The 25,214-nt window shown below is 62.4% G+C and carries 24 protein-coding genes; 11 read left to right on the top strand and 13 right to left on the bottom strand.

The genetic code is table 11. From position 1 onward, the window contains the following. Nucleotides 1-27: 27 nt before the first annotated feature. On the bottom strand, nucleotides 28-318 hold the full coding sequence (locus FPT15_RS09565; RefSeq protein ID WP_145160315.1) for a hypothetical protein: 291 nt from the start codon (nucleotides 316-318) through the stop codon (nucleotides 28-30). Between the two features lie 190 nt (nucleotides 319-508). Between FPT15_RS09565 and pbpC the strand changes: the two genes are divergently transcribed. From pbpC to FPT15_RS09595, 6 genes are all read left to right on the top strand, one after another. After that, nucleotides 509-2,821: a peptidoglycan glycosyltransferase PbpC gene (gene pbpC, locus FPT15_RS09570; RefSeq protein ID WP_256676406.1), complete on the top strand. Its 2,313-nt coding sequence runs from the start codon at nucleotides 509-511 to the stop codon at nucleotides 2,819-2,821. Between the two features lie 299 nt (nucleotides 2,822-3,120). Continuing rightward, nucleotides 3,121-3,429: a MazG-like family protein gene (locus FPT15_RS09575; RefSeq protein ID WP_119737788.1), complete on the top strand. Its 309-nt coding sequence runs from the start codon at nucleotides 3,121-3,123 to the stop codon at nucleotides 3,427-3,429. Next, nucleotides 3,422-4,171: a methyltransferase gene (locus FPT15_RS09580; protein ID WP_145160319.1), complete on the top strand. Its 750-nt coding sequence runs from the start codon at nucleotides 3,422-3,424 to the stop codon at nucleotides 4,169-4,171. Before FPT15_RS09575 ends, FPT15_RS09580 begins: the two co-directional genes overlap by 8 nt. Nucleotides 4,172-4,195: 24 nt before the next feature. Beyond that, nucleotides 4,196-4,798 carry a DUF4136 domain-containing protein gene (locus FPT15_RS09585; protein ID WP_106577710.1) on the top strand — a complete coding sequence of 201 codons (603 nt, stop codon included), beginning with the start codon at nucleotides 4,196-4,198 and terminating at the stop codon, nucleotides 4,796-4,798. Between the two features lie 44 nt (nucleotides 4,799-4,842). Continuing rightward, nucleotides 4,843-5,400 carry a DUF4136 domain-containing protein gene (locus FPT15_RS09590; RefSeq protein ID WP_145160321.1) on the top strand — a complete coding sequence of 186 codons (558 nt, stop codon included), beginning with the start codon at nucleotides 4,843-4,845 and terminating at the stop codon, nucleotides 5,398-5,400. Nucleotides 5,401-5,613: 213 nt separating this feature from the next. Further along, nucleotides 5,614-7,590, top strand: a complete 1,977-nt coding sequence (locus FPT15_RS09595; RefSeq protein ID WP_145160323.1) for a pilus assembly protein TadG-related protein — start codon at nucleotides 5,614-5,616, stop codon at nucleotides 7,588-7,590. Here FPT15_RS09595 and FPT15_RS09600 read toward each other — a convergent pair. After that, nucleotides 7,587-10,319: a PAS domain-containing sensor histidine kinase gene (locus FPT15_RS09600; protein WP_145160325.1), complete on the bottom strand. Its 2,733-nt coding sequence runs from the start codon at nucleotides 10,317-10,319 to the stop codon at nucleotides 7,587-7,589. The two genes, FPT15_RS09595 and FPT15_RS09600, sit on opposite strands and share 4 nt — an antisense overlap. Next, complete coding sequence (locus FPT15_RS09605; protein WP_145160327.1) at nucleotides 10,316-10,756, bottom strand: TadE/TadG family type IV pilus assembly protein; 441 nt, start codon at nucleotides 10,754-10,756, stop codon at nucleotides 10,316-10,318. Before FPT15_RS09605 ends, FPT15_RS09600 begins: the two co-directional genes overlap by 4 nt. Nucleotides 10,757-10,849: 93 nt before the next feature. On the opposite strand from FPT15_RS09605, the gene FPT15_RS09610 reads away from it, so the two are divergent. Together FPT15_RS09610 and FPT15_RS09615 are read left to right on the top strand one after the other, a co-directional pair. Then, nucleotides 10,850-11,302 (top strand): prepilin peptidase, encoded by a 453-nt coding sequence (locus FPT15_RS09610; RefSeq protein WP_256676407.1) that lies wholly within the window; start codon nucleotides 10,850-10,852, stop codon nucleotides 11,300-11,302. A gap of 125 nt (nucleotides 11,303-11,427) precedes the next feature. Further along, on the top strand, nucleotides 11,428-12,210 hold the full coding sequence (locus FPT15_RS09615) for a response regulator transcription factor (protein WP_145160331.1): 783 nt from the start codon (nucleotides 11,428-11,430) through the stop codon (nucleotides 12,208-12,210). 142 nt (nucleotides 12,211-12,352) lie between these two features. Here the strand turns inward: FPT15_RS09615 and FPT15_RS09620 are convergent, their stop codons facing one another. The 8 genes from FPT15_RS09620 to cpaB are packed head-to-tail and all read right to left on the bottom strand — an operon-like array spanning nucleotide 12,353 to nucleotide 19,765. Further along, nucleotides 12,353-12,622, bottom strand: a complete 270-nt coding sequence (locus FPT15_RS09620; RefSeq protein WP_145160333.1) for a DUF3613 domain-containing protein — start codon at nucleotides 12,620-12,622, stop codon at nucleotides 12,353-12,355. A gap of 2 nt (nucleotides 12,623-12,624) precedes the next feature. Continuing rightward, nucleotides 12,625-13,347 carry a tetratricopeptide repeat protein gene (locus FPT15_RS09625; RefSeq protein ID WP_145160335.1) on the bottom strand — a complete coding sequence of 241 codons (723 nt, stop codon included), beginning with the start codon at nucleotides 13,345-13,347 and terminating at the stop codon, nucleotides 12,625-12,627. A 10-nt stretch (nucleotides 13,348-13,357) separates the two neighbouring features. Then, nucleotides 13,358-14,251: a type II secretion system F family protein gene (locus FPT15_RS09630; RefSeq protein WP_145160337.1), complete on the bottom strand. Its 894-nt coding sequence runs from the start codon at nucleotides 14,249-14,251 to the stop codon at nucleotides 13,358-13,360. Nucleotide 14,252: 1 nt separating this feature from the next. Further along, nucleotides 14,253-15,134, bottom strand: a complete 882-nt coding sequence (locus tag FPT15_RS09635; RefSeq protein WP_145160339.1) for a type II secretion system F family protein — start codon at nucleotides 15,132-15,134, stop codon at nucleotides 14,253-14,255. Between the two features lie 13 nt (nucleotides 15,135-15,147). Then, nucleotides 15,148-16,416: a CpaF family protein gene (locus FPT15_RS09640; protein WP_145160341.1), complete on the bottom strand. Its 1,269-nt coding sequence runs from the start codon at nucleotides 16,414-16,416 to the stop codon at nucleotides 15,148-15,150. Then, entirely contained in the window at nucleotides 16,413-17,606 is a 1,194-nt protein-coding gene (locus FPT15_RS09645) for a pilus assembly protein (RefSeq protein WP_145160343.1), read from the bottom strand. The genes FPT15_RS09640 and FPT15_RS09645 overlap by 4 nt, the downstream gene beginning before the upstream one ends. Beyond that, a complete protein-coding gene (locus tag FPT15_RS09650; RefSeq protein ID WP_145160345.1) occupies nucleotides 17,603-18,823 on the bottom strand; it encodes a type II and III secretion system protein family protein in 1,221 nt (406 codons plus the stop codon). The genes FPT15_RS09645 and FPT15_RS09650 overlap by 4 nt, the downstream gene beginning before the upstream one ends. Before the next feature lie 15 nt (nucleotides 18,824-18,838). Then, nucleotides 18,839-19,765, bottom strand: coding sequence for a Flp pilus assembly protein CpaB (gene cpaB / locus FPT15_RS09655; RefSeq protein ID WP_106577724.1), 927 nt, complete (start codon nucleotides 19,763-19,765; stop codon nucleotides 18,839-18,841). Nucleotides 19,766-20,098: 333 nt separating this feature from the next. Between cpaB and FPT15_RS09660 the strand changes: the two genes are divergently transcribed. The 3 genes from FPT15_RS09660 to FPT15_RS09670 are packed head-to-tail and all read left to right on the top strand — an operon-like array spanning nucleotide 20,099 to nucleotide 21,009. After that, nucleotides 20,099-20,293 carry a Flp family type IVb pilin gene (locus FPT15_RS09660; protein WP_119737765.1) on the top strand — a complete coding sequence of 65 codons (195 nt, stop codon included), beginning with the start codon at nucleotides 20,099-20,101 and terminating at the stop codon, nucleotides 20,291-20,293. Nucleotides 20,294-20,347: 54 nt separating this feature from the next. Continuing rightward, nucleotides 20,348-20,542, top strand: a complete 195-nt coding sequence (locus FPT15_RS09665) for a Flp family type IVb pilin (RefSeq protein WP_145160347.1) — start codon at nucleotides 20,348-20,350, stop codon at nucleotides 20,540-20,542. Between the two features lie 59 nt (nucleotides 20,543-20,601). Beyond that, nucleotides 20,602-21,009 carry a response regulator gene (locus tag FPT15_RS09670; RefSeq protein ID WP_145160348.1) on the top strand — a complete coding sequence of 136 codons (408 nt, stop codon included), beginning with the start codon at nucleotides 20,602-20,604 and terminating at the stop codon, nucleotides 21,007-21,009. A 317-nt stretch (nucleotides 21,010-21,326) separates the two neighbouring features. Here the strand turns inward: FPT15_RS09670 and FPT15_RS09675 are convergent, their stop codons facing one another. Both FPT15_RS09675 and FPT15_RS09680 read right to left on the bottom strand, forming a co-directional pair. Further along, complete coding sequence (locus tag FPT15_RS09675; RefSeq protein ID WP_145160350.1) at nucleotides 21,327-23,009, bottom strand: ShlB/FhaC/HecB family hemolysin secretion/activation protein; 1,683 nt, start codon at nucleotides 23,007-23,009, stop codon at nucleotides 21,327-21,329. A gap of 182 nt (nucleotides 23,010-23,191) precedes the next feature. Then, a complete protein-coding gene (locus FPT15_RS09680) occupies nucleotides 23,192-24,961 on the bottom strand; it encodes a collagen-like triple helix repeat-containing protein (protein ID WP_256676404.1) in 1,770 nt (589 codons plus the stop codon). Between the last annotated feature and the right edge of the window lie 253 nt (nucleotides 24,962-25,214).

Raw genomic sequence — 25,214 nt, forward strand, 5'->3', positions numbered from 1 at the left:
CCACAGGGGATTGGGGGGGCTTGGGGTTTAGTGCACAACCCAGCTGAGTAGCCAGAGGCCGAGCATTAGCCAGATGACGCCCAGGATGATCGAGGCGCGCATGAAGGCGCGAACGGCCGAATACAGGAAGAGCAGGCCGATGATCAGGGTGATGATGCTGATGATCGAGGTGTCCATGCCCAGTGCGCGGGACATGCCATTGACGAAGTCGCCACCGGCATGGGTGAGCATATTGAACAGCCCACTGAAGAATTCGACGATGTAGTGGATGATCAGGCCAATCGTGTTACCCAACCATCCGAAAAAGTCTGCTTGCATAGGTGTGTCTCGATGAATAAGTGGACGAAATTGCCAGCACTGGGCCTTTGGTCGCGAAGGGTCGCGGCTAGTTCCGTGAAGCATAGAGGTTTGCGCGGTTGAATTTGCGATTTGTTGTGGGCGGGGTGGGGCCGTTGTGAGTGAGTTGACTGACAAATCGCTTTCGCGAGCAAGCCCGCTCCCACATTTACTGGGCTGGGCATTTGGATGTGTGTTGGCAGTCATTGCCCTCTTGTGGCTGGCGGATCGTATTTGGCCGTTGCCGCTGCCCAAGGATGATTTGGCGCGGGTGGTTCTGGCCGAGGATGGCACGCCGTTGTGGCGCTTTGCCGATGCCAATGGCGTGTGGCGGTATCCGGTGCAAACCCGTGAGGTGTCGCCGTATTACCTGGACGCGCTGCTTACCTACGAAGATCGCTGGTTTTACGAGCACCCCGGCGTGAACCCGCTGGCGCTGGTGCGGGCGACGTGGCAGAACCTGACCGGCGCGCGGGTGGTGTCGGGCGGCAGCACCTTGTCGATGCAGGTGGCGAGGCTGCTCGACCCGCACTCGCGCACTTTGCACGGCAAGCTGCGTCAGCTGTGGCGCACTGCGCAGTTGGAATGGCATTTGTCCAAGGACGAGATCCTCAATCTGTACCTGAACCGCGCGCCCTTCGGCGGTACGTTGCAGGGCGTGGCGGCGGCCAGTTGGGCGTATTTGGGCAAGTCCCCGGCGCAGCTGACCCATGCTGAAGCCGCGTTGCTCGCCGTATTGCCTCAGGCGCCGAGCCGTCTGCGCCCGGATCGCCACCCGCAACGTGCCCAGCAGGCCCGCGACAAAGTGCTGCGCCGCCTTGCCGAATTCCAGGTATGGCCGCAATCGGCCGTTGATGAAGCCCTCGAAGAGCCGCTGCTGCTCGCCCCTCGGCTCGAACCCAGCCTCGCGCCGTTGCTGGCCCGCCGCCTCAACCGTCCGGACAGCCCGCCGCTGATCCGCACCACCCTGGACGCCACGCTGCAACGCCGCCTCGAAGACCTGCTGCTGGGTTGGCGCGCGCGGCTGCCGGAACACACCTCCGCCGCCATTCTGGTGGTGGAAGAAGAAACCATGGCCGTGCGCGCTTACCTCGGTTCGGTGGATATCAATGACGCCAAGCGCTTTGGCCATGTGGACATGATCAGCGCGCTGCGCTCGCCCGGCTCCACCTTGAAACCCTTTCTGTATGGCATGGCACTGGACGAGGGGTTGATCCACTCCGAATCGCTGCTGCAGGACGTGCCCCGGCGCTATGGCGATTACCGGCCAGGCAACTTCTCCATGGGTTTCAGCGGTGCAGTGCCGGCGAGTACGGCGCTGTCCAGTTCATTGAATTTGCCGGCGGTGCAGTTGCTGGAGGCCTATGGGCCGAAACGGTTTGCTGCGCAGATGCGCATCGGCGGCGTGCCGCTGGCATTGCCGGCGTTGGCCGAACCGAACCTGGCGCTGATTCTGGGCGGGGCGGGCAGCCGCCTGGAAGACTTGGTCAGCGGTTACAGCGCCTTTGCCCGCGACGGCAGGAGTGCTGCTATCCGATTACAGCCGGACGATACGCTTAAAGAACGGCCTTTATTGTCGCCAGGGTCCGCCTGGATTGTGCGGCGCATCCTCAGCGGCCAGGCGCGACCCGACCGAGACCCGCGTGCCGAGCTGGTGCAGCGCCCGGTGCTGGCCTGGAAAACCGGCACCAGCTATGGCTTTCGCGATGCCTGGGCGTTGGGTGTGGGGCCGCGCTACCTGATCGGCGTGTGGATCGGCCGACCTGACGGCACGCCCGTACCTGGGCAGTTTGGGCTGGCCTCGGCGGCGCCGTTGATGTTGCAGGTACATGACGTGCTGACCAACCGCGACAGCCAGCGCGGGATCAGCGCGCCCGCCAAGCCGGTGCCTGCCAATGTTGGCGTGGCCGCGATCTGTTGGCCGCTGGGCCAGCCCATGAGCCGCAGCGACCCCAATTGCCGCCGCCAGCGCTTTGCCTGGACGCTGGACAACACTACGCCGCCGACCTTGCAGGCGTTGGACCAGCCGTTGAGCATGGGATTGATGGAAAGCGTGTGGGTCAATGCCAAAGGCTTGCGGGTGGACGCGCATTGCCCTGGCGCAGTGTCAAAAAATATCGCCTTGTGGCCGGCACCGCTGGAGCCTTGGCTGCCTAGGGTGGAGCGCCGCGAGGCGCGCATCCCGGCTGCCGACCCGGACTGCCCACCGCCAGCGCTGGCCGCTTCTTCGCCGCTGTCCATCGTCGGCGTACGCGAAGGCGACCAACTGCGCCTGCCCGCCGTCAGCCAGCAGGCCCTGCACTTGAAAATCTCTGCCCTGGGCGGCAGTGGCCGGCGCTGGTGGTTCCTCAACGGCGCGCCACTGGGCGACAGCGCCAACCAGGACAGCATCAACGCCAGCTTCGAACAACTGGGCCGCTACCAGCTCAGCGTCCTCGACGAAGCCGGCCAAACCGCCCGCCTCGAATTCAGCGTCGTCGATTAGCCATCCCAACCCACCCCACCCAACCCCAACCCAATCCATTGTGGCGAGCGGGCTTGCCCCGCGTTGGGCTGCGCAGCAGCCCCAGAAATGTATCGCGTTGTCAGATTTCAGGGCCGCTTCGCGCCCCAACGCGGGGCAAGCCCGCTCGCCACAACAAGCCGCTCGCCACAACATGCCCGCGAACACCTATCAAATGCAGGCGCTGGCTTGCCTGCGATGCCGCCCTCAAGCACACCACCGGGATTCACTTGCCTTCATCCCTGATCCCCCCGAAGCTATACACCTTCAGGAGCCCCCGCATGAACCTCGAACACCTCACCGAACGCCTGCACCGTATCCGCGATAACAACGACTGGAAGCAGTTCCACAGCCCGAAAAACCTGGCCATGGCCGCCAGTGTGGAAATGGCCGAGCTGGTGGAAATCTTCCAATGGCTGAGCGAAGACCAATCGCGCCAGCTACCCGCCGACACACTCGCCCACGCCGGGCAGGAAGTCGGCGATATCGTGCTGTACCTGCTGTTGCTGTGCAGCGAGTTGGGCCTGGACATGAACGAGGTGGTGCGCGCCAAACTGGCCGACAGCGAACGGCGGTTTGCCCATGAGTGATCGTCATTTCGACCAACTGGCCACGCGCTTTGCTGAGAAAATCTACGGCGGTGCCAAAGGCGCGATTCGCCTGGCGGTGCTCCAGGCCGACCTGATCGAAGCCCTGCCGGACCGTCCATTGCGTGTGCTGGATATCGGCGCGGGCCTTGGGCACATGTCGCTGTGGCTGGCCGAGCGCGGCCACCAAGTGACCTTGGCCGAGCCCGCCGAGCCGATGCTCGAAGGCGCACGCCAACGCTTTGCCGACGCCGGCCAGAGCGCAACCTTTATCCACGCGCCCTGGCAGGAACTGCTCGGCCAACTCACCCAACCTTACGACCTGGTGCTGTGCCACGCCGTGCTGGAATGGCTGGCCGAACCCCATGCGATCCTGCCGGTGCTGCACCAGCTCACCGTGCCGGGCGGCTGGCTGTCGCTGGCGTTCTATAACCGCGATGCGCTGATTTACCGCAACCTGCTCAAAGGTCACTTTCGCAAAATGCGCAAGAACGACATGGCCGGCGAGAAGCAGAGCCTCACCCCGCAACAGCCGCTCGACCCACGTGAGTTGGCGGCGCAACTCGAGGGGCTCTGGCAGGTCGAAAGCCAAAGTGGCGTGCGGGTGTTCCACGACTATATGCCGGTGGAATTCCAGGCCCGCGCCGATTTACAGGATTTGTTGGAGATGGAACTCGCTCACCGTCGTCACCCAAGCTTTGCCGGACTTGGGCGTTATTTGCACTGGATGTGCCGTCCGGTTTAAGCGGCCCAGTCTGCGGAGGTCGAAATGCGTCGTCTGTGTTTGATCCTGTTGTCGGTGGGCTTGAGCGCCTGCTCCAGCCCTAATCCCTACGTGGCCGCTTCGGCGCCGATGCCGCCGGCGCCGGCCCAGGCGGCCAACACCTTTGATGCCAGCGCCTACCCGGCCCCGGTGCGCGACTACGGCGCCTACCGCAGCTGGGGCTGGCTCAACGGCCAACTGCCGGCGGGCACGGCCTGGGCCGACTCGGCGCAGATTGCCGAGGCGGTCAGCGGCGCCCTCGACCAGCGTGGCCTGCGCCCCTTGCATGACAACCGTGCGCCCGACCTGTTGGTGAGCGCCGATGTACGCCTGGAAAAACGCCTGCGCCAGGTCCAGGACGACTATGGCTACGGTTACGGCGGCTATAACCGTTATGGCAATGGCTACGGCATGTACAACACCGTGCCGGTGGTGCGCACTTATGAAGTGACGGTCGCCGTGGCGCGCATCAGCCTGTTCGATGCCCGCACTCGCCAGCCGGTGTGGAGCACCAGCGCCGAAACCGCCAGCCAGGGCAGCCTGAGCCAACGGGCCGATGCCTTGCGTGAAGCGATGCAGAAGGCAATGAGCGCCTATCCACCCAGTTAGCAGCTATTCTCATTTCAGGCTGAAGCGTCTTTTGGAGATAAACCATGTTTCGTCGCATTGCTGCACTTGCTGTTGTCGTGTTGCTGGGCGGTTGCCAGTCCAACCAGGTCAACCACGACTTTGACGCCAGCCGCGACTTCGGCGCCTACCGCAACTGGGCCTGGAAAGACCCGGCGCTGCAATATCGCCCGGATGATCCGCGGATCAAGAGCGACCTCACCGAGCAGCGCATCCGCCAGGCCGTCGGCGAACAACTTGACCAACGCGGCCTGCGTCCCGCCGCAGCCGGCACCAAGGCCGACCTGAACGTGCAGGCTTACCTGATCGTCGAAGACCGCCAGCAGCAAGTCACCACCAATTACGGCGGCGCCTGGGGTGGCCCATGGAATGGCTATTGGGGCGCGCCGATGTACAACGAAACGCGCAGCATCACCTACAAAGTCGCAACCATCCAGATCGACTTGCTGGACGGCAAGGACGGCAAGCTGGTGTGGCGCGGCAGTGACGAGCAGATGATGGCCAGCAGTCCAAATCCACAGGATCGCAACAACGCCATCCGCACCACCGTCAGCAAAATCCTCTCCAACTACCCACCCCACTAAACCTTTCCCCATTTCCCTGTGGGAGGGGGCTTGCCCCCGATAGCGGAGTGTCAGCCAATAATGCTGTGACTGACCCACCACTATCGCGGGCAAGCCCGCTCCCACATTGGATCTCCTGCAGCCTTGAGCCAGCGCACCCCTCAGCCCTTGTCTACACTCAAAGACACCCCAGGAGAGTAAGCGCTCGGCGACTCGCCGGCACAGGAGTGCTCGATGTCTCCCCGATTTCATTGCAAGCAGCGCGGCGCCATTGGCTTGATGGCCGCCGGCGTATTGGCGGTGGTGTTGGCGTTTACCCTGCTGGTGATCGACAGCGGCCGTTTGTACCTGGAAAAGCGCAAGTTGCAAGGCGTGGCGGACACCGCAGCGCTGGAAGCCGTCAGCCGCAACGGCACCTGCCTGGCGGGGTTGAGTGCGGCGGCCTACGCCGGGCAAAGCGTGGCGCGCAATTATTTCGTAGTGGGCAACGGCAACACCTTGGTGACCAGCTGTGGCTCCGTCACCACTGGCGCCTCGGGCCAGCGCACGTTCAGCGCTAACCCCGCGTTGTCGTCAGCCATTCAGGTAGTGGCCAGCAAAACCATCACGACCAGCGTGGCCGGCGGGGTGTGGGCACTGTTTTCCGGCAACCCGGTCAGCCTCAACACGGTCTTGTCAGCCACGGCGGTGGCGGCCAAGCCCACGCCATCCTTGGCCCAACTGACCATCAACAGCACGTTGGCCAGCGTCAATAGCGCCAGCGCAAGCCTGTTGAACCCCTTGTTCAGCGGCTTGCTCGGCGGCAACCTCAACCTGACACTCGCCGGCTGGAATGGCTTGCTCAACACCAATATCAGCCTGCTCAGTTACCTCGACCAACTGGCGATCGACCTGGGCGTGACCGCAGGTAACTACACCCAACTGCTCAACACCAATGTCACCGCCTCGCAATTGATCCAGGCCGCGATTACGGTGCTCACCGCCAACGGCGCGACGGCGGATGTATTGACGGCCCTGGGCAGCTTGAAAATCGCCGCCATCAACCAGGCCCCGCTGACCCTCGGGCAGATCCTGCAGTTGCAGACGGGCATCACCGCCGCCGCGCTGAATGCCAACCTGCAGGTGTTCCAGCTGATTCAGGGGGTGGTGCAGCTGTCCAACAGCCAGAGTGCGGCTGCCGCGATCTTGCCCGTCAGCCTGCTGGGGCTGGCCAACATCACCACCCAGGTCAAAGTGATCGAGCCGCCGCAACTCTCGGCGATGGGTGACCCGGCGCTGGCCGCGGCCAATCCCCAGGGGCCGAATGCGATTTATGTGCGTACCGCCCAGGTGCGCACCGAGGTGACGGTCAGCCTGCCGGTGCTAAGCAGTTTGTCGGGGCTCACCACGGCCGTGAATAACCTGGTGGGGCCGCTGACGCCGGTGGTCAACAGCCTGTTGAGCCTGAACCTGGTGAGCACGATCAACTCGGCGCTGTGTTTGCTGGGGGCCGGCTGCCAACAACTGGATCTGCTGGCGTTGCCGGGCAACCTGCCGCTCAATATCGTGCTGGATGCCGGCGGCGCCAGCAGCTATGTCACCGCCTACAGTTGCCCGACGGGCAGCGCTGGCACCAAGAGCCTGACGGCCTACACCACCACCTCGCTGGCGTCGCTGAATGTGGGCGCTATCACCAATGCGTTTTCCAGCACGTTACCGATGACCGTGGCGCCTTTGGCGCTGATCGACATCGGCACCAAGACCTGCCATGAAATCCTCGGAGTCGGCACCTGCGGTACGCGTGTACCGTTCGCCGCCGGTGGCGTCGCGATCAAAGTGCTAAGCCCGATTGCGGCGAGCAATCAGACGCTGGTGTTCTCCAGTACTGCGCCATTCGCCACGCCGCCTAACGTGGGCCTCACCCCGACCTATCAGGCGGCCGCGCCGGCGACCAATGTGGTCAGCAGCCTGTCGACCACGCTTAATGGCGTAGGCATTACGGCGTACCAGCCGGTCGGCAGTAACCCGCTGGGCGCACTGGCGGCAAGCGTCGTGTCGCTGCTCGGTGGCGTCAGCGCCATCGTCACCCCGGTGGTGGATAGCCTGCTGGGCCCGCTGCTCAACCCGATCCTCAACAACCTGTTGAACATGTTGGGCATCAGCCTGACGAATGTGAACGTGGGCGCCAACCTCACCTGCGGCCAGACCGGTGAGGCCTACCTGGTGATCTAAGCGTCGGTGGCCCTGGGCAGTTCCACACAAAACCGTGCGCCCTGTTCGCCATTGCTGACGCTGAGGCGTCCGCCCATGTTCTCGACGATGCCGTAGCTCACCGACAGGCCCAGCCCGGTGCCCACGCCAATGGGCTTGGTGGTGAAGAACGGTTCGAAGATCCGCTCCAGCAAGCGTGGGTCAATGCCCCCGCCATTGTCCTCGACCCAGATGCGCACGTGACGGCTATCGTGTTCGGTGTGCACGGCGATCCACGGGCGCAACTCAGGGTTTTTTTCGCGCTGGCCCAGCAGGGCATCGCGGGCGTTGACCATCAGGTTGATCAGCACCTGTTCAAGCTGGTCGACGTAACCTTTGACCTGCACGGGAACGTCCGCCTGTGTCAGGCGGACTTCCACGCCTTTGCCGCGCAGGCCTTCGCTGAGCAACGACAGGGTGCCCTCAACTGCCTGCGCCGGGTCGAACGGTTGTTGCTCGACTTCCGAGCGGCGGCCGAACACGCGCATATGGTCCACCACCCGGGCTGCGCGTTGAACCTGGGCGTCGATGCGCTGGAGTTTTTCGGTGAGGTAGTCGACCTGCACGTTGCCACTGCCCAGGCGCTTGAGCACATTGACGATGGCCATGCGCATCACGTTCAGCGGCTGGTTGATCTCATGGGCAAGGCCCGTGGCCATTTCGCCGAGGGTGGCCATTTTTGCGCTTTGCGTCAGTTGCTGCTGCGAGCGACGCACTTCGGTGTTGTCGCGGCCCACGGCCTGCACCTCGACCAGGGCGCCGTGCTCATCGAACACGCCGCGGTCCGACCAGACCCACCAGGCGTGTTCGCGCCCAGGCAGTTGCAGGCTGATTTCGGCGGTGCTGACCGGGAACTCCGGAGTCAACTGCCGGATGCGCTGCACAAACGCCTCGCGCTGTTCGGCTGAGAGCCAGTCGCCCAGGTTCAGCCCGCGCAACTGTGCGGGACGGCATTCGAGGTAGTTGGCCAATGGCGTGTTGCCGAAGGTCAGGGTCAGGTCCGGGCGGTAGCGGCAGATCATCGCCGGGGAGTCTTCCACCAGAATTCGGTAACGCTCCTCGCTGGCTTTGACCTGTTGCGCAGCCACGGTCGCGTCGGTGACGTCCAGCCACAGGCCAATCGCTTCCACCGGCAGGCCCAGGTCGTCGCGCAGCAATTTGGCTTCATCAAGCAGCCAGTGGTAATTGCCCTGTTTGTCCTGCACACGGTAACGACTGCGCACGCTGCCTTCGCGCAGCAGTTGGCGCGTGCGCTGGAAGTACAGGTCGCGGTCGTCGGGATGCACCCACTGCACCAGGCTGTCGTGGCTGCACTCGGCGAGGGTGCGGCCCAGCAACGGCAGCAGGCTGTCACTGAAAAACACCGGCAGCAGCGCGCCGTTCACGTAGCGTTGCACGTAGATCACCGCCGGTGAGCTGGCAATCAGGTTATCCAGGCGAGCATGGGCGGCGTCGGCGTGCACCTGCTGGTTCTTGATGTCGCTGATGTCGAGCATGAACCCGACCCAGCGGCGTTGCTCACCCACGCCCAGCACTTGGCCCTGCACCCGATACCAGGTCGGCGGTTGGGCGCTGTCGCCACGGTTGAGGCGTACGCTGGCGAGCAAAGGCTTGCCCAGGGCTTGCAGGTCGCGCAGGCGGCTGTGCAGTTCCTCTCGGTCGGCGGGGTGGATGAGCGCCAGCCAGGTGTCGAGGGCTTGCCGGGTCGCGGCTTGCTCTGAGTCGATGTTGCGCATCAATTGCGGCGCAAGTTGGATCTCGGCGCTGGCGGGCAGCAACTCGAACCACCCGGTGCCCAACAGGCCTTGCAGGGCTTCGAGGCGTTCCAATTGTTGGTGGTGGCGTTGCTCGCGCAGGCGGCTGAGCAGCGGCGCGGCGATGGCGGCGGCGAGGTTCAGCCAGTCGCGGTCGCGCATGTGCGGCTGGCCGTTGTAGGCCCCGCACAGCAACCACGCGGCCACGCCCTGGCCATCGCGATACGGCACCAGAAACCCGTCGGCATTGCCGAATACGCTGTGCAAACGCGGGTGTTCTCCGCGTCCATAAGGTGCCTGCAAACTCAGCGGGGCAGTGCCGTTGAGGCTGTCCAGGCAGGTACCGAGGCGCTGCCCGTTGTGCCAGAACAGCGGCGCATCATGGTTGGCGTACTGGCTGTAGATCACCCAGTCCTGGTCCTCTTGATCGAGCAGCGCGAGGGCCACACACGGGATGCGCCAGCGCTGCGCGACGCTGGCCAACTGTTCGTTGAATACGTCGGGCAGCCGGCTGAGGCTGCACACACGCAGGTGTTCACTCACAAGGCTGGCCAATTGCTGATCCTGTTCGCGCTGCTCGGCCAGGTGGCGGCCGTTGAGCAAATCGCCGATGTCCACGGCATGCAGCAGCCAGCCGTTATCCTGGGCTTCAATCGTGCCTCGCGTGTGCAGCACAAGCCCGGCGGCGCCCCGGAAATCCAGGTCGAGGCTATGGCGCTGCCAATCGGCAGGAACGCCTTCAACCGCCATCGCGCTGTGGGCACACAGCAGGTCCTGGAGGGGCGGTGAGTCAGTGTATTGCGCCAGGTGTGAGCGCAGTGCACCGCTGATTTCGAGCACGCGGCCGTGCGCGTCCAACCACAGGTGCAGCCCGGCGACAGGCGACGCAGGCGTGTCCAGGGCCAGCGCGCTGCTCCGGCCGAGCAGGCGCCCGAAGAGTTTTTCCCCCGAGGTCAAAACTGCAGGCTCGAGGTGGCCTGCAGCGTCGTCGGCAGCTGCGGTACGGTGCCGATGCCGGGCAGGACAATAAAGGGCATTACCGCCTGCAGATTGGCCGTGGGGTAGTTGATCTTCACTAACAACAAGCCGCTGTTGAAGGTGGTGGTGACTTGCGTGGCAGCGTCGAATTTGTAGGCGGGCGGGATCCACAGCAAACGGTTGGCGACTGCGGTTTTGGCGGTGCTTTGCACGGCGGCGGCGTAGCCCTGCATGTTGGGGTCCAGCGCCACGCTCAGACGCACAGCTTCTGCCGTTGCCTGGTTGAACGACTGCAACAACAGCAGCGGCAGGCTATAGCTGACCATGCCGTAGAACACGGCGAAAAAAATCACGAACACAGCAATGAATTCGATTGCTGCCGCGCCTTTTTGCTTATCCGGGAGGCTTGTTTTCATCACCGCGTCTACCCTGACGGCTACTACTTGATATCAGCATAGAATCAATCGGCAAAAAGGGATGTTTTTTACGTGATCCATGGCGCAGTGGTGATGGTGTGGTTGGTGCTGTGTGCAGTGCAGGATGCTCGGCAGCGGTTGCTCGCCAATCGTCTGACGCTGGGCGTTGCCTTGTTGGCGTTGGTCTACCTGCTCTGGACGGGCACCACCTGGTTGGGGGCGTCGACCGGGCAGGGGCTGTTGGCGTTTTTTCTGGCGCTGCTGCTGACCTTGCCTGGCTACGCCATCGGTCGTCTGGGGGCGGGCGACGTGAAGCTGCTCGCAGCGTTGGCGCTGGTGTCGGATGCGGAGTACTTGCTGTGGTCGTTTGTAGGGGCGGCAGTCGCCAATTTGCTCTGGCTGATCATTGCGCCAACGCTTTGGCCGCATATGAATCAATATCTTAAAAAGCATATGGGTTATCTCGCGCCCGGTGCGTCAAAAAAGCAGCCATTCGCCCCGTTTTTACTGGTGGGTTTTGCCGTTGCGTGGTTTTGGATCCATTAGTCGTCAGCGAGTATTAACGCTATGTACATAGTCAGAAAGTGCGTCTACGTTTAATGAGTAGATGTACCGGATATGTGTCGTAAAGGGATGGTCAATCTTTTGGCTTGAAATGCATGGAGTAGCGCGTGAACAAGCTTACCTCTGCGGTAAAAGTGCTCGTTGTCGACGATCAGCGGCTGATCGTGGAAGAACTCTGTGAATTTCTTGAAAGCAGCGGTTACCGCTGCGTCCCCTGTGAATCCAGCCAACAGGCCGTGAAGCGTTTCAGCGAAGATGCCGAGATCGGCCTGGTGCTGTGCGACCTGCATATGCCGGAGATGGATGGCATCGAGTTGGTGCAGGCCCTGCAAAAAATCGCCGGTAAGCAGCGCGCGTTCGAAGCCATCATGTTGACCGGTCGCGCCGACAAGCAGGACGTGATCAAGGCCCTGCGTGCCGGCATCGCGGACTACTACCAGAAACCCATCAACCTGCACGAGTTGCTCGAAGGCTTGCAGCGCCAGGACGCCGCGCTGCAAGAGCGCAAAAAGGACCTGCAACTGGGTAACTTGAATCAGAAATTGCAGTTTCTTTCCGAGTCCATCAACGACCTGTATCAGGACCTCGATAAAGTGCGCAGCAGTGGGCCTGGACGGGAAAGCGACGAGGCTTCGGCCGAGGATGCCGGGCCGGTGGAAATCCCGGCGATCTTCAACCAGTTGTCGCCACGCCAATTGGATGTCGCACGGCTGGTGGGCAAGGGGCAGACCAACTATCAGATCGCCTGCGAATTGGGCATCACTGAAAACACGGTGAAGCTGTACGTGTCCCAAGTGCTGCGCCTGACGCACATGCACAACCGCACGCAATTGGCATTGGCGTTATCGCCAAATAATTCATCGCTGCGCCAGCGAGTGACGGCGCACTGATCTGCCCGTTTAAACTCGGTCAAAATGTGGGAGCGGGCTTGCCCGCGAATGCGGTGTATCAGCCAACCTATTGGGTGACTGGCACACTGCATTCGCGAGCAAGCCCGCTCCCACATTAGAACTGCTGTGTGTCAGTGATAGATCAATTGCTGCCTCCGGTTTTTCCCCCTACCTTCTGCTCGAAATACTCCGGAATCGGATACTTGTAGCTGTCCAGCAAGCGCTGGTGCGCCTTGTCACGTTCGGCCGCCGAGGCCTTCTGAGGTGTTTGCGACGCGGCGCTGCCCGTGACCTGCAGCGTCAGCCATTGCTCGGTCAGGGCTTGCTGGGGCGACGACGGGCCGGGCTCGATGGCCATGGTGCTGAAGGGCAACACGAGCATGGCCAGGCTGGCGAGATAAGGTGTTTTCATCATCAATTCCTCGGGGTGCTTGCGGCATCACTGACGGCGGCGACTTGATCCTTGGCTTTGGCGACGGGTGTGCTTGAGCCTTTGAGTTTCTCGGCGCGGGCCTGGGCTTCAGTGACTTGCTCGGGGCTCAGGCCCATCTGGCTGACCAGTTGCGCGGCCTGCTTCCAGTTGTCCTGATAAATCAACAGCGTCACCAGGTTGACCGCCGCCAGCGGGTCGCTCTGCTTGAGTTCCATGGCGGTCATGAATTCAAAGCGCGCGTCTTCCAGGCGCAGTTGGTTGAGGTACACCACGCCCAGGTCGTTGCGGATTTTCTCGTCGGTGGGCGCCAACCGGGCGGCGCGTTGCAAGTGGGCCATCGCTTGCCCGTTATCGCCCTTGGCCGAGGCGACCTGCCCCAGGCCGTGTTCGCCTTCGGCGGCCATGCAGGTGCCGATCAGGCTGCGGTACAACGGCTCGGCTTCGCTGCGCCCGAGCAGGCGATAGGCCTTGGCCTGGCGCAGGCGCACCTGGGGCAGATTGGCCGGCAGGCTTTGCAGGTTGGCGAGGCTGGCGTGCAGCTTGCCGTCGCCGGCCATTTCATCGGCCAGGTTCAGCGACAGCTCCTGATCGGAACTGGGCTTGGGGCAACTGCCGGTGCCGGTAAACGCGCCCCACGGGGTTTGGCCATTGGTGGCGCAGCCACTTAGCAGCAACAGGCTCAAACCGGCTATCAAGGCTTTCATCGGGCGCTCCTCATAAGTTACTCAAGGCCCGGGTGATGCCGATAAAGGCGGGTCCCCCGAGCACGATCAGCAAGGCGGGAAACAAAAACACCATCATCACCACGGACATTTTTGCCGACATCTTCGAGACGAATTCCTGGATCCGCGTGAGGCGTCGGTCGTCGAGCAATTGCTTGAGCGACAGCAGCGATTTCATCGCGCCGCCGCCTTGCTGAACCAGCTGCTGGAGGATGGTGCAGGTGTCGGTGAATTCATCCACGGCCAGCAGCCGAGCGGTCTTGCCCAGCTCCTCGCTCAGCTCAAGGCCCGAGTCGACCCGTGTCAGGATCAAGCGCAACTCATGGGTCAGCGCCGGCAACAGGCGTTGCGCTTCAATGCTCAGCACGCGCAACGCTTGCTCAACCGCCATGCCGGATTCGAACAGAATGCGCAGCAGCGGAATGAAGGTCGATACCTCGCGGGAGATGCGTTGCTGGCGCGCCTTGGCGGCCCTGGCCAGAATGCGCTTGGGCAACAGATAACCGATGCCCAGGGCCAGCAACGGCGCCAGCCACGGCGAGCCGGTCGCGGGGTACATCACTTGCTGAACCACCAGGGTCATGATCAACAGCAGCAACGGCGTACCGACCTGGAAGGCGGCGAACATCGAGCGCTGGTTGGCTTTGCGCCAACCGACACGGTTGAGCAGGATCTGGGTTTCGTTGTCCAGGCTCACCGAGCGTTGCGCGAGCGGGCTGCTGCCCAGCTGGCGCATCAGCGTGCCGAACCTGTGTTCGCGCGCCATCTGGCCCTGCAAACGTTGGGCAACCAGGCGCTGGCCGCGTCGGTGTTTTATCAGGTTGGCCAGCACCAACCCGAGGGCGGCGATAAACAGTACAGCGCTGATCAGCAGTGCAATCGCCATCTCATACGCTCCGCAACATGCGCCACAAGGTGAAGCAGCCCAACAACTGCATCACCAGCGCCACGAACAACAGAATGCGCCCGGTGCCGTCGTTCCACATGGTCATCAGGTACGCGGGATTCACCGCCAGGAAGTAGCCGATCATCGAGATCGGCAGGGCCGTGAGCACATAGGCCGTGACGCGCGTTTCGCCGGTCAAGGCGCGCAGCTGGCGGGCGGCTTGCTCACGTTCGCGGATCATCTTGATCAGGTTTTCCAACAGCTCGCTGGCGTTGCCGCCATAGCGGTGGTTGACCTTCAAACCCAGCGCGAACAGGCGAAACTCATCGCGCTCGTAAAATTCGGCAAAGTCGTGGGCCGACTCCGGCAGGCTCACGCCCAGCTGCACGTTGCGCCGGATACGGCCCATGGCGTGTTGCAGCGGGTCTTCGATAATCTCGATGCCGCCCAGCACCGCGTCGGCCAGGGTACGCCCGGCCTTGAGGCTGCGCACGGTGTGGTCGAGCAATTGCGGCAGTTGTTCGATCATGCGCTTGATCCGCCGTTGATAGCGCCAGGCGATGTACAGGCGCAGTACCAGCAGCGGCAATACCACCATCACCAACAGACCGATCCAGCCGGCAACCAGCAGGCCCAGGACTGCGCCCAGCGCCCAGATCGCCAGCCACAGGCCGAGGTTGTCACTGGGCTTGCCCAGGCCTGCGCGCAGGAACATGCGCTCCACGCCGCTCCACTGGCCGTTCTCTTCAACGAGCTGCGGCTGGCCTTCGGCAAGGCGGCCGAGCACGCGTTCGGTCTGGGCGCGGCGCAAACCGATCTGGAAGGAGCGAATCGACAGGCCGATCAGAATCAGGCAGATGAGCAACAGGATGGCCCCGGTCATGCTTGCGTCCCCTTCAAGGCAGTAACGGTTCGCGGCGCAGTTTTTCACCGGCCGGGTTGACCGCCTCGCGCAGAAAGCCGAAGCCGGTGCGCCGGTCATGGCGGAACAGGGTGTTGGTCACGTACACGTCTTCACGGATGCCGACCACCTCGACCACTTCGCTGACGCAACGACGGCCGTCCGGCAGGCGGGTCAGTTGAATCACCACATCCAGCGCCGCACAGATCATTTGTCGCAGGGTTTTCTCCGCCACCACCCGGCCGGTCAAACCCACCAGAGTTTCCAGGCGCAGCAAGGCATCGGCCGCGTTGTTGGCGTGCACGGTACTCATGGAACCGTCGTGGCCGGTGTTCATGGCGGTCAGTACATCAAGCACTTCCACGCCGCGAATCTCACCCAGAATGATGCGGTCGGGGCGCATCCGCAGGGCGTTGCGGATCAGGTCGCTGGCTTTCACTTCACCATGGCCCTCGGCGTTCGGCGGGCGGGTTTCCAGGCGCACGACGTGAGGGTGACCCAGTTGCAGTTCGGCCACGTCTTCGATGGTGACGAGTCGCTCATGCGGGTTGATCAGCTGACTGAGAATATTCAGCAGCGTGGTTTTACCGGTGCCGGTGCCGCCGCTGATCAGGATGTTGCAGCGCTTGCCCACCGCCTCCTGGAAGAAGTCGAAGATATTCTGGTCGATTGTCTGCATGGCCACTAAATCGCTGCTCTTGAGCATGTCCTTGCGAAACTTTCGAATCGACAGGCACGGCCCGTCCAGGGCAATCGGCGGGATGATCGCATTGACCCGGCTGCCATCGGGCAGGCGCGCATCCACCATGGGCGACGACTCGTCCAGACGCCGGCCCAGAGGCGCGAGGATGCGCTGCATGACGCGCTCCACGTGGTGCGCGTCGATAAAGCGCAGGTCACTTTGATGCAGCACACCGTCACGCTCGATAAACACCCGGTGGGGGCCGTTGACCAGGATTTCCGTCACCGACGGGTCGCGCAGCAGCACTTCCAGTGGGCCGAAGCCGGTCAGTTCATCGACGATTTCTTCGGCCAGGCGCTCCATTTCATAGCGCGAGATCGCCAGGTGCATGCGGTTGATGTATTCGGCCACTTTGTCGATGACAAATTGCGCCAGCAGCGGGCGTGAGCCTTCCAGCAGATTTTTGCCCGACTCTTCGATGGCATCGATGATGTACCGATGCAGCACCAGCTTGAGCCCATCGTGGTCGGTGTTGCCACCGATGCCGCGAGCGGGGGCGCCGAAGAGTTTTTCGCCGTTCATTTGCCGGTGCCCAGCAGGCGGTCAAGCCAGTTGTGAGAAGGTTTTTTCATGCCTTCCGAGCGTTTTGCGAGGCGTTCGCCCAGGGTTTTCAGGCCAAGGGTCAGCGGTTCTCGCGGGGCCAGGGCGAACAAGGTTTGCCCCTGGTTTTTCGCATTCAGGCGTACTTCAGGGCTCAGTGGCAACACGGCAATTACCTCCAGCCCAAAGCTCTTTCCCAGCGCCTCGGAATCGGGTGCGCAGCTTTTGATGTAGCGATCGACCAGCAGCTTGGCGTGCTCCAGTTTCATGCCTTTTTCGCGCCACTGGTTGAGTATCGCGAGGTTGCGACGGCAGTCGAGCACGCTTTGATCGGTGCACCACAACAGCTTGTCGCAGTGGCTGACAAAGGTGCGCAGCGCTTCGCTGTCCTGCTGGCCGGCGAGGTTGACCACGATGTGCTGGAAGTGTTGGCGCAGGGCGCTGAGCAGCATGTACAACTCGGCGGCGCTGGTCTGTTCCAGCGGCTCATCGTTGGGGGCGTAGGCGAGGATGCGCAGGCCGTCCTCGGCAGAGGTGAAGGCGCTGTTGATCAAGGTCGCGTCCAGCCGCCGCAGGTGGCGCAGGGCATCGCCAAAATTGAACGAGCTTTCCAGCCCCAGCAGCGCCAGGCTGTCACCGCGTGGCAGGCCCAGGTCCAGCAGCAGGGTTTGCTGGCCGCTCTTTTGTACAACCAGCGCCAAGTGACCTGCGAGCAAGGCGCCGTCGGCATTGCTTTGAGTGCCGTACAGCACCGTGAGGCCGCCCAGTTGGGTGTTGGTGGTCACGGGTGGCAGGCGTTTACTCAGGCGGCGCACCAGCCCGGCCACTTCGCTTGAGCGTGAACCATAGGCGACAAAATCCCGCGCCCCGGCGCGCATCGCATTGAGCACCAACTGGTTGTCCATGCCGTCACCGAGGGCGACGATGGCCAGCATCGGTTTGGCTTCCAGCGCGCCTTCGATCAGCGCGCTCTGGGCCACCACATGCTCGCGGTCGAGGCCGATAAACACCAGGTTGGCGAAGGTCACATCGACCAGCGCCAGTAACTCGTCCAGTGTGCCGCTGCCGGCACTGACCACTTGGCCAAGCGGTGCCAGCGCGCCCTGCAGCCACTCAAGGTCAGTGGTGTTGCGGGTGATTGCCAGGAAGGTCTGGCTCAGGCTATCGCTCATTGTGATAACCCATTGTTGCGGTCGAAATTGCCGTTTTCCAGGAAGTACAGGCGGTACCAGTTCGGGTCGTAGTTGCGCAGGTTCTCGCCAGGCAACGACGGCAGTTGGGCGTTGGCGGCCAGCGGCTGAACCAGGTGCGGCGTGACGATCATCAGCAGCTCTTTGTCCTGGCGGTTGACCGAGGAATCGCGAAAGAACGCGCCCAGAATCGGGATGTCACCCAGGCCCGGAAACTTGCTGATGTTGGTGGTGTTGTTGCTGCTGATCAGGCCGCTGATCACGAAACTCTCGCCATCGGCCAGGGACACGCTGGTGTCGGTGCGGCGGATGGTCAGCGCCGGTACCTGGATGTTTTGAATGACCACGGCGTTGGTGTAGTCCAGCTCGCTGACTTCCGGTGCCACCTTGAGGGAAATCCGGTTGCGGTCGATGACGGTGGGGGTCAGGGTCAGGCGAATGCCGAACTCTTTGTACTCGATGGAGATGGTGTCACTGCCACTGCTGGGCACCGGGATCGGGATCTCGCCACCGGCGAGGAAGGTCGCGCTTTGCCCGCTCATGGCCACCAGGCTTGGGCGTGCCAGGGTGTAGGCAAAGCCGCTGCTTTCCAGGGCGTTGATCATCGCCGAGACACGCCCGCCGCCAAAGCCGATGTTGAACTGGTCAGCGCTCACCGGCAGCTTGAAGGTGCTGGACGTGGGAAATAACAGGTTGGGGCTGCCGAGGAAAAAGTTTTTGCCCATGCCCAGGATCTTGGTGCTGGCTTCCTTGAGTTTGGTGCGGCTGACCTCGACAAAGCGGATGTCGGTCTGCACTTGGCTGGGCAGCGCGGGGTCGTCCGCTGGCGCCAGTGACAGGCTGGTCAGCGCCGCTGTGGCCTTGCCTTTGACAAACACCATGCTCTGGCGCGGCGTGTTGGAGCAGGCGGTCCAGACCATCAGGCTGGTGGTGCCGGAGGCGATGCCGGTCAGCAGGAAGCCGCGATCGCCGTTGAGGTGCACGTCGGCGATTTTCGGGTCGCCGATGGCCAGGCGCGTGATCGCCACCGGTGACTGCAGCTCCTGTTGCAGGCCTTCGCCCACCGAAAGGGCTGCGGGTAATTGGCCCAAGCTACTGCAGTTGCCGGTGGCGGCCACGGCCCCGCCCACCGACAGGTTCGACAGCAACAGGGCACAGGCAATTTTCAGCGTGAACACCGGTGCGAAACGTCGGCTCATGCACAGCATCCTTGTTCAATCAGGCGTTTGTTGGGTGGCTTGGTTGCCGCGGATCACCTCCACACCGGTGCGGTGCGGAGCGCTCTGGGCGACTTTTTTCGGGGCTTGGGCAAAGGCCAGTTGCGTGAACTGGTAAAGGTCGCGATTAGCGCTTTGCAGCTTGCCCGGTGCGTCGCTTTCGCCGGCCCAGTACTGGCTCAGCAAGCGTTCGTCGGCACTGCGCACGGCCAGGCGCAAAGTGCCGGCCTGGGAGGCAAGCATCAACCGGCTCAGCAGTTGCTCGGGCACCGCCAGCACAACCGTGCGCGAGGGTGCACGGCGTTGGGCTTTTTCTTCGGCGGTCATCGCCGGCGGGGAGGCGGGAGTGCCGTCGTTGGTCAGGCCCATTTGGTCGCCGACGCTGAGCAAGCGCATGGCGGGGACGACTACTTGGGCCGATTGTTCGAGGTTGGCGGTGTCCTGGCGCAGGTAGAGCAACACGTCCACGTAGTCGCCGGGACTCAATTGGCCGGCGGCGCCGATCACTTCATCCACGGCCACCGCCAGGGCGCGTTCGTCAGGGCGGATCATGCGCGCCAGCGGCCCGCCGGGCGTGAAGCTTTCTTCGTTGAGCCAAGTGCCGGCCTGCAATGCGCGCCAGGGCGTGCGGCCAATGGCCTGGTCGACACTGGTCATGCTGCCAGCCGGCACGGTGCGCAGTTTTTCTACACTGAGGTCGGCGGCATTCAGGGCGACAAAGGGCGGTACATCGTGGGCCAGTACGACCACTGGCTGGCGGGTCTGGTCTTCCACCACGGCGACGGCTTTTTCGACCGGCGCGGTCTGTGGAGGCGGTGGCGGCGCCGGGGCAGGTTCACGACTGAGCACTAATCCCCAATAACCGGCAAACAGTGCGCCGACCAAAAGCACGCCGGCCAGTATCATACTCAGACGTGTGTTCACGACGGCTCTCCCTTTCCTGTTGCACCACAGCCTGTCTATCCGAACAGGCTAATCACGCAACCGGCTGCTATGAACAGCGGACTAACTATTTCGCTATTTGAAGGTAGTTCAGCTAGGACGAAATGCCATTACTGACAGAAAGATTTCTTCGCCCCGCCATAACTAGCCTTTTAAATCACGGATTTAAGGCGTCAGTAAGGCGACCTCTACTTTGTAATTAATCAGTTCTTACAGTTGTGAGCGCGTGGTTTGTTGACAATGCTCAGGTGGCACATCGCAATTACTGTGCAGGACACCGTGATAGGGCGCCTGGTCGCCAAAGGAGCAGTACAAATGATCCTTGATCTGTTGATTAAACTTCACGTTCAACTCCAGCTGCTTTTTCATCGCAAGGAAGGCGCCACGGCGATTGAATACCTCATTCTCGTGGCAATTGTGGCGTTGGTGATACTGGCAGCCGGTACTACGCTAGGACCGAAGATCACGACGTTCTTTGGCAAAATCCAGACCGCCATTACCACAACGTAAATAATGATTGTGCAAACCCTTGATAGGGCGTTAAGTCGCCAGAGGAGAAGTACGATGGTCCTTGATCTGTTGATGAAACTGCATGTTCAGCTTCAGTTGCTCTTGCGCAATAAAGAGGGGGCGACGGCGATTGAATACCTCATCCTCGTGGCTATTGTGGCGTTGGTGGTACTCGCCGCAGGCACGACACTGGGGCCTCAGATCACGACCTTCTTCGGTAAAATTCAGAGCGCCATTACCACGACGTAAGTCGCAGGCAGCATCTTGTGAGTACGCTCGTTATTGATCGGCTATGCCAGGTAGTGCCCATGAATGCTGCATCTGCACCTTTACGCCAACAGATCCTGTTGGTGGATGACGAAGAAGATGCCCTCGTAGAACTGGCGGAGTCGCTGGAGAACGAGGGCTTCGTTTGTTTTACCGCCACTTCCGTGACCTTCGCGCTGCAGGAGCTGACCCTCAACCCTGACATCGCGCTGGTCATCACCGACCTGCGCATGCCTGAAGAAAGCGGGATCTCGCTGATCAGGCGCCTGCGCGAACATACCGATCGCCAACACCTGCCGGTCATCGTGATGTCGGGCCATGCCGAGATGGATGACGTCAGCGACATGCTGCGCCTGCAGGTGCTGGACCTGTTTCGCAAACCCATCTATCTGGTGCGGTTGATCGATACCCTCAACAGCCTGTTTCCGCTGATCAAACACAAACTGTAGGCGCGGGCTTTCTGCGGCCAGAGGCCTGCCTGTGGCGAGCGTGCTTGTCTGTGGCGAGCGGGCTTGCCCCGCGTTGCGCTGCGAAGCAGCGCCAAAACCTGCCAACGCGGTTTTGACTGGGAAAATGCGGCGTCTGGGTCAGGGCCGCTTCGCGACCCAACGCGGGGCAAGCCCGCTCGCCACAGATAAGCCCCGGGCCAAGGACAAACCACTGGCCACAGACAAGCCCCCTATCCAAAGACAAGCCCCCTGGCGAAGGACAAGTCCACTGGCCACGAACACGCCCACTCGCCACGCAGGCGGGCTACCGCAAACACTCAAAGTTGATAGCTGAAACTCAGCGTATACCGCGGCCGCCGGTTGAAGCTGTCCAGGGCGATGTCCGACATTGGCTTGGCGGCTTCAAGGGCGATGTTGTAGTACTTGTTGTCGCCAAAGCGCAGTCCCACAGCCGCCGACGACATGTCGTTACCTTTGACCGGCAGCTCGTTGAACCAGGTTTTGGCGCGGTCGAGCACCACGTAGGGTTGCAGGACCTTTACCCAATCGCCGGCACGGTTGAAGCTGTAGTTGACCTCATAGGCCACGCCCCAACCCTTGTCGCCCGAGGCTTGGTCGTCGGGATAGCCGCGGCCGAAATTCTGCCCGCCGAAGGTGGCGCGTTCACTGTCGGGCAAGGTGTCGTCGCTCCAGTAGAACGCCCCCGACAGCACGCCTTGCCAGTTATCGAAAAACTTGTCGCTTTGCACGCCGGACAGGCGCAGGCGGAAGAAGTCCAGGTCAGGCTTGGTGACTTCCAGGTCGCTGCGGGTAGTGGCCCCCAGACCATTGATGCCTTGGTACAGGCCGGCGCTGAGGATGCGTAATTGGCGAGTGTCGGCTTTGCGCCAGTCGGCCTCGAACGCCAGCGCGCGCAGGTTGGTTTCGATGTCGAATCGGTTGGGGTAGCCCACCAGTTGATAGCGCGTGGTCTGGTCAACGGCATACAGGCGTGTACCCAGGGTCAAGGATTCGGTGGGTGAGGCAATCAGCGGATGGCTGAGGCCAATGGTGTAGCGATCGATCGCCTGATGCGGCTTGAGTTCGAAGCCACCGTCCAGCTGTATGTTGCTCTTGGGGTCGGCGCGGTAGCGCTCGGCGCCCAAGACCAGCTGGCTGCCCTCGGCATTGATGAACTGGCTGTAGCCCACGCGGTAGTAATGTTCTTTATCGTCGCCCGGTGGGAACAGGCCGCTGACGTTGAGCTGTTCGCCCATGGACGTCTGGGAATTGCTGGTGGCGGTGAGCAGGGCTTGAGTGCCGCCACGGTTTTCGTCGACCAGGCTCATGCTGGTAGTAAACGGCTTGCGTGTGGCTTCGATTTTCATGTGCGTGGCGCCATCCGTGGTGCCCGGCGGTGGCACTTGCGCTTGCAGGGTCACGCCGGGGATACGGCCCATCAGGGTGGTATAGCGCTCGAACGTCTTGCGCGTGAGCGGCCGTTCGGCCAACAGTTTTTCTGCCAGTTTATCGACGTAGGCCGACACCGAGCCGATGTCGCCGCTTTGCTGATAATCCTTGATGTAACCCTCCACCAATACCACGCGCACCAGGCCGTTTTCGAAGGACTGTTGCGGCAGGAACGCGTAGGACAACAGGTAGCCGTCGTCCTGATAGCGACGGGTGATGCTGCGGGTGGCTTCGATCAGTTGCGCAAGGTTGGTCTCATGGCCAATCAGCGATGCGTAGGCCTTGGCCGTGTCCGTCAGTGGGTAGATCGTACCGCCCTCGATCTGCAGCTTGCGGATGGTGACTTTGGTGTCCATCTGCAACGGCTGGTTCTGGGTCGCAGGCGCTTGCGGCACCTGGGTTTGGGGTGTGACCGGTCGATAGGCATCGGCGGGAAGGTTGGGCACCGGCAGGGTGCGAATGGTGTCGTTGCTGTTAAGAAAGCTGGGAAGGGTCTCGGCCTGGACGTAGGCACTGAGGGTTAGCAATAACAACGGCGTCAACACGCGCATAGGACACTCCATGGTCAAACTGCAGCAGCGTTTCGGGCCCGCCGGTTTCTTGGACGCGGTGCGGGAGGGCGCGGCAGTCGTTAACGCCAGCCCATAAAAAAGACGAGAGACTTATAAGGGTCTCTCGTCTCAACCAAGCGTAGGCGCTGTAGGGGAGGCCGTCTAATCGGCCAGGTGCAATTCTATTTTTTGCCGGTCAGGCCGTTGAGCAAACCTCCCAGACCGCCGCTTGTGCCAGTGCTTGCACTGCCATTGGCCGAAGTGCTGGCGCCAGCGCCTACGGTCAGCCCACCGAGCAGACCACCACTGCCACCTGCGCCACTGGTGCCGCCGGTGACCAGGCCGCCCACTGCGCCTACGGTGTTGCCGACGGCCGTGACGGTGGTGCCTACAGCGTTAGTGATCGGGTTGGCATTGGCGGCGGTCAGGTTGGTGCCTATACCGCTGACTGCGCCGCCGACTTGAGTCACCAGGCCGTTGACGGGAGCGCCGACACCTGTGGTGGTGCCGATGTTTTGCGTCAAGGTGCTAACCCCGGTCGTCACAGGATTGAGCGCCGCGCCGACGTTAGTGGCCAAGCCAGCCACCGGTGCGGTGGCGGCGGTGTTGGCGACGCCGGTGCCGCCCAGCACGGTGCCGAGCGAGGCGACCGTGTTGCCCACTGCGCCACCGGTTACACCCGCTGCACTCACTGTGCCGTTGGTGTTGCCGGCATTCAGACCATTACCCACGTTAGCCACCAGGCCACCGACAAACTCCGGCAAGCCAGGCGCCGCAGCGCCACTGGCTGGGGCGACATAACCCCCCGACTTGTCGAGCACGCCACCGACGCCGGTCAGCGCACCGCCGACGATCGTGGTGACCGGGTTGCCGGTGCCGCCGGCGCTGGCAACCTGGCCGCCCAGGCCGGTGACCGTGGCTCCAACTTTATCCAGCACACCATTGACCGGGTTGCCCAGGCCCGTTGCCTTGCCGAGGTTGCCGGTGGTGTTTTCCACCAGGGACACCACCGGCACCAGTACTTTGCCGCCAACGGTGTTAGTCAGCGAACCCAATGGGCCCGTGGTACTGGACGTGCTGAGGGTGTCGCCGAGCATCGTGACCGCTTGACCGACGTTATTCACCAGACCCCCCGCCGCAGTGCCCACACCACCGGTCAGGCCGCCGACAACAGGGATGCCACCCAGTGTGGTGCCCAGGGATTTGCCAGCGCCTGAAACACCGGTGCCCAGGTCGGCAACGCCGTTGGCCACACCGGCAACCGTTTTGCCCAGGGAGTTGCTGTCAGTGCCCAGTGAGCCCAGACCGTTCGTTACACCGCTGCCGATGCTGGTCACCGCAGTACCGGCGGAGGTCACCAGGCCGCCAGCGGTGACGCCGACGATAGGAACGCCGTTCAGGGTCGAGCCAATTTCACCGACCGCTGTACCGACATTGCCCACCGTGGTGCCCAAGGTGCCAGCAATCTGGCCTGTTACCAGTGGAGTTGTAATCGAGCCGGTGCCACCACCAGTGCCACCGCCGGTGCCGCCTCCAGTGCCGCCGCCAGTACCACCGCCAGTACCACCGCCGGTTCCGCCACCAGTGCCACCGCCAGTTCCGCCGCCGGTGCCGCCACCAGTGCCACCGCCGGTTCCGCCATCAGTGCCACCGCCAGTTCCGCCGCCGGTGCCTCCACCAGTGCCACCGCCGGTGCCGCCATCTGTGCCGCCACCAGTACCGCCGCCGGTGCCTCCACCAGTGCCACCATCAGTACCGCCGCCAGTGCCGCCACCGGAGCCACCGCCTGTACCGCCTCCGGTACCTGTGCCGGCGCCTGCGTCAGGCGACGACGCGGCCACGCTGCTGTGATGTCCACCGCCACCGCTGCTGCAGCCACCGAGGCTCATCGCCATGATCAGGGCCAGCGCAGTACTTGCTTTCCATAGCACTACTTGAGTTTGAGTTTTCATGATTGAGTTCCCTTGCACCTGTACAACCGTGGTTGTTTCAAACGCTCGTTACTTCTAGGGATAGCGATACGTTTGTCCGTGGGGTTATCACAGACCCGGGCACTCTTTCTCGCAACGCTCAACTTGGTATTAACGATTTATATACGGGTCGCCCGACAGTGCTTAGCGACTAATGCCAAAGGTATAGAGAAGGGAGGTATATCGTTTATAAAACAAAGGCTTGAATAAAAAAGCGGACCTTTAAAGGTCCGCT

Origin of the sequence: Pseudomonas sp. RGB, from assembly GCF_007713445.1 — a bacterium.
GTDB lineage: Bacteria > Pseudomonadota > Gammaproteobacteria > Pseudomonadales > Pseudomonadaceae > Aquipseudomonas.

Bases quoted from the DNA above. Each gene is read 5' to 3' on its own strand.
- FPT15_RS09585 (WP_106577710.1), top strand. From the start codon at position 4,196: ATGCGTCGTCTGTGTTTGATCCTGTTGTCGGTGGGCTTGAGCGCCTGC.
- FPT15_RS09670 (WP_145160348.1), top strand. From the start codon at position 20,602: ATGAATGCTGCATCTGCACCTTTACGCCAACAGATCCTGTTGGTGGAT.
- FPT15_RS09675 (WP_145160350.1), bottom strand. From the start codon at position 23,009: ATGCGCGTGTTGACGCCGTTGTTATTGCTAACCCTCAGTGCCTACGTC.
- FPT15_RS09620 (WP_145160333.1), bottom strand. From the start codon at position 12,622: ATGAAAACACCTTATCTCGCCAGCCTGGCCATGCTCGTGTTGCCCTTC.
- FPT15_RS09645 (WP_145160343.1), bottom strand. From the start codon at position 17,606: ATGAGCGATAGCCTGAGCCAGACCTTCCTGGCAATCACCCGCAACACC.
- FPT15_RS09665 (WP_145160347.1), top strand. From the start codon at position 20,348: ATGGTCCTTGATCTGTTGATGAAACTGCATGTTCAGCTTCAGTTGCTC.
- FPT15_RS09565 (WP_145160315.1), bottom strand. From the start codon at position 318: ATGCAAGCAGACTTTTTCGGATGGTTGGGTAACACGATTGGCCTGATC.
- FPT15_RS09680 (WP_256676404.1), bottom strand. From the start codon at position 24,961: ATGAAAACTCAAACTCAAGTAGTGCTATGGAAAGCAAGTACTGCGCTG.
- FPT15_RS09580 (WP_145160319.1), top strand. From the start codon at position 3,422: ATGAGTGATCGTCATTTCGACCAACTGGCCACGCGCTTTGCTGAGAAA.
- FPT15_RS09630 (WP_145160337.1), bottom strand. From the start codon at position 14,251: ATGGCGATTGCACTGCTGATCAGCGCTGTACTGTTTATCGCCGCCCTC.
- FPT15_RS09635 (WP_145160339.1), bottom strand. From the start codon at position 15,134: ATGACCGGGGCCATCCTGTTGCTCATCTGCCTGATTCTGATCGGCCTG.
- FPT15_RS09640 (WP_145160341.1), bottom strand. From the start codon at position 16,416: ATGAACGGCGAAAAACTCTTCGGCGCCCCCGCTCGCGGCATCGGTGGC.
- FPT15_RS09610 (WP_256676407.1), top strand. From the start codon at position 10,850: ATGGTGTGGTTGGTGCTGTGTGCAGTGCAGGATGCTCGGCAGCGGTTG.
- FPT15_RS09625 (WP_145160335.1), bottom strand. From the start codon at position 13,347: ATGAAAGCCTTGATAGCCGGTTTGAGCCTGTTGCTGCTAAGTGGCTGC.
- FPT15_RS09650 (WP_145160345.1), bottom strand. From the start codon at position 18,823: ATGAGCCGACGTTTCGCACCGGTGTTCACGCTGAAAATTGCCTGTGCC.
- FPT15_RS09595 (WP_145160323.1), top strand. From the start codon at position 5,614: ATGTCTCCCCGATTTCATTGCAAGCAGCGCGGCGCCATTGGCTTGATG.
- FPT15_RS09590 (WP_145160321.1), top strand. From the start codon at position 4,843: ATGTTTCGTCGCATTGCTGCACTTGCTGTTGTCGTGTTGCTGGGCGGT.
- FPT15_RS09575 (WP_119737788.1), top strand. From the start codon at position 3,121: ATGAACCTCGAACACCTCACCGAACGCCTGCACCGTATCCGCGATAAC.
- FPT15_RS09605 (WP_145160327.1), bottom strand. From the start codon at position 10,756: ATGAAAACAAGCCTCCCGGATAAGCAAAAAGGCGCGGCAGCAATCGAA.
- FPT15_RS09660 (WP_119737765.1), top strand. From the start codon at position 20,099: ATGATCCTTGATCTGTTGATTAAACTTCACGTTCAACTCCAGCTGCTT.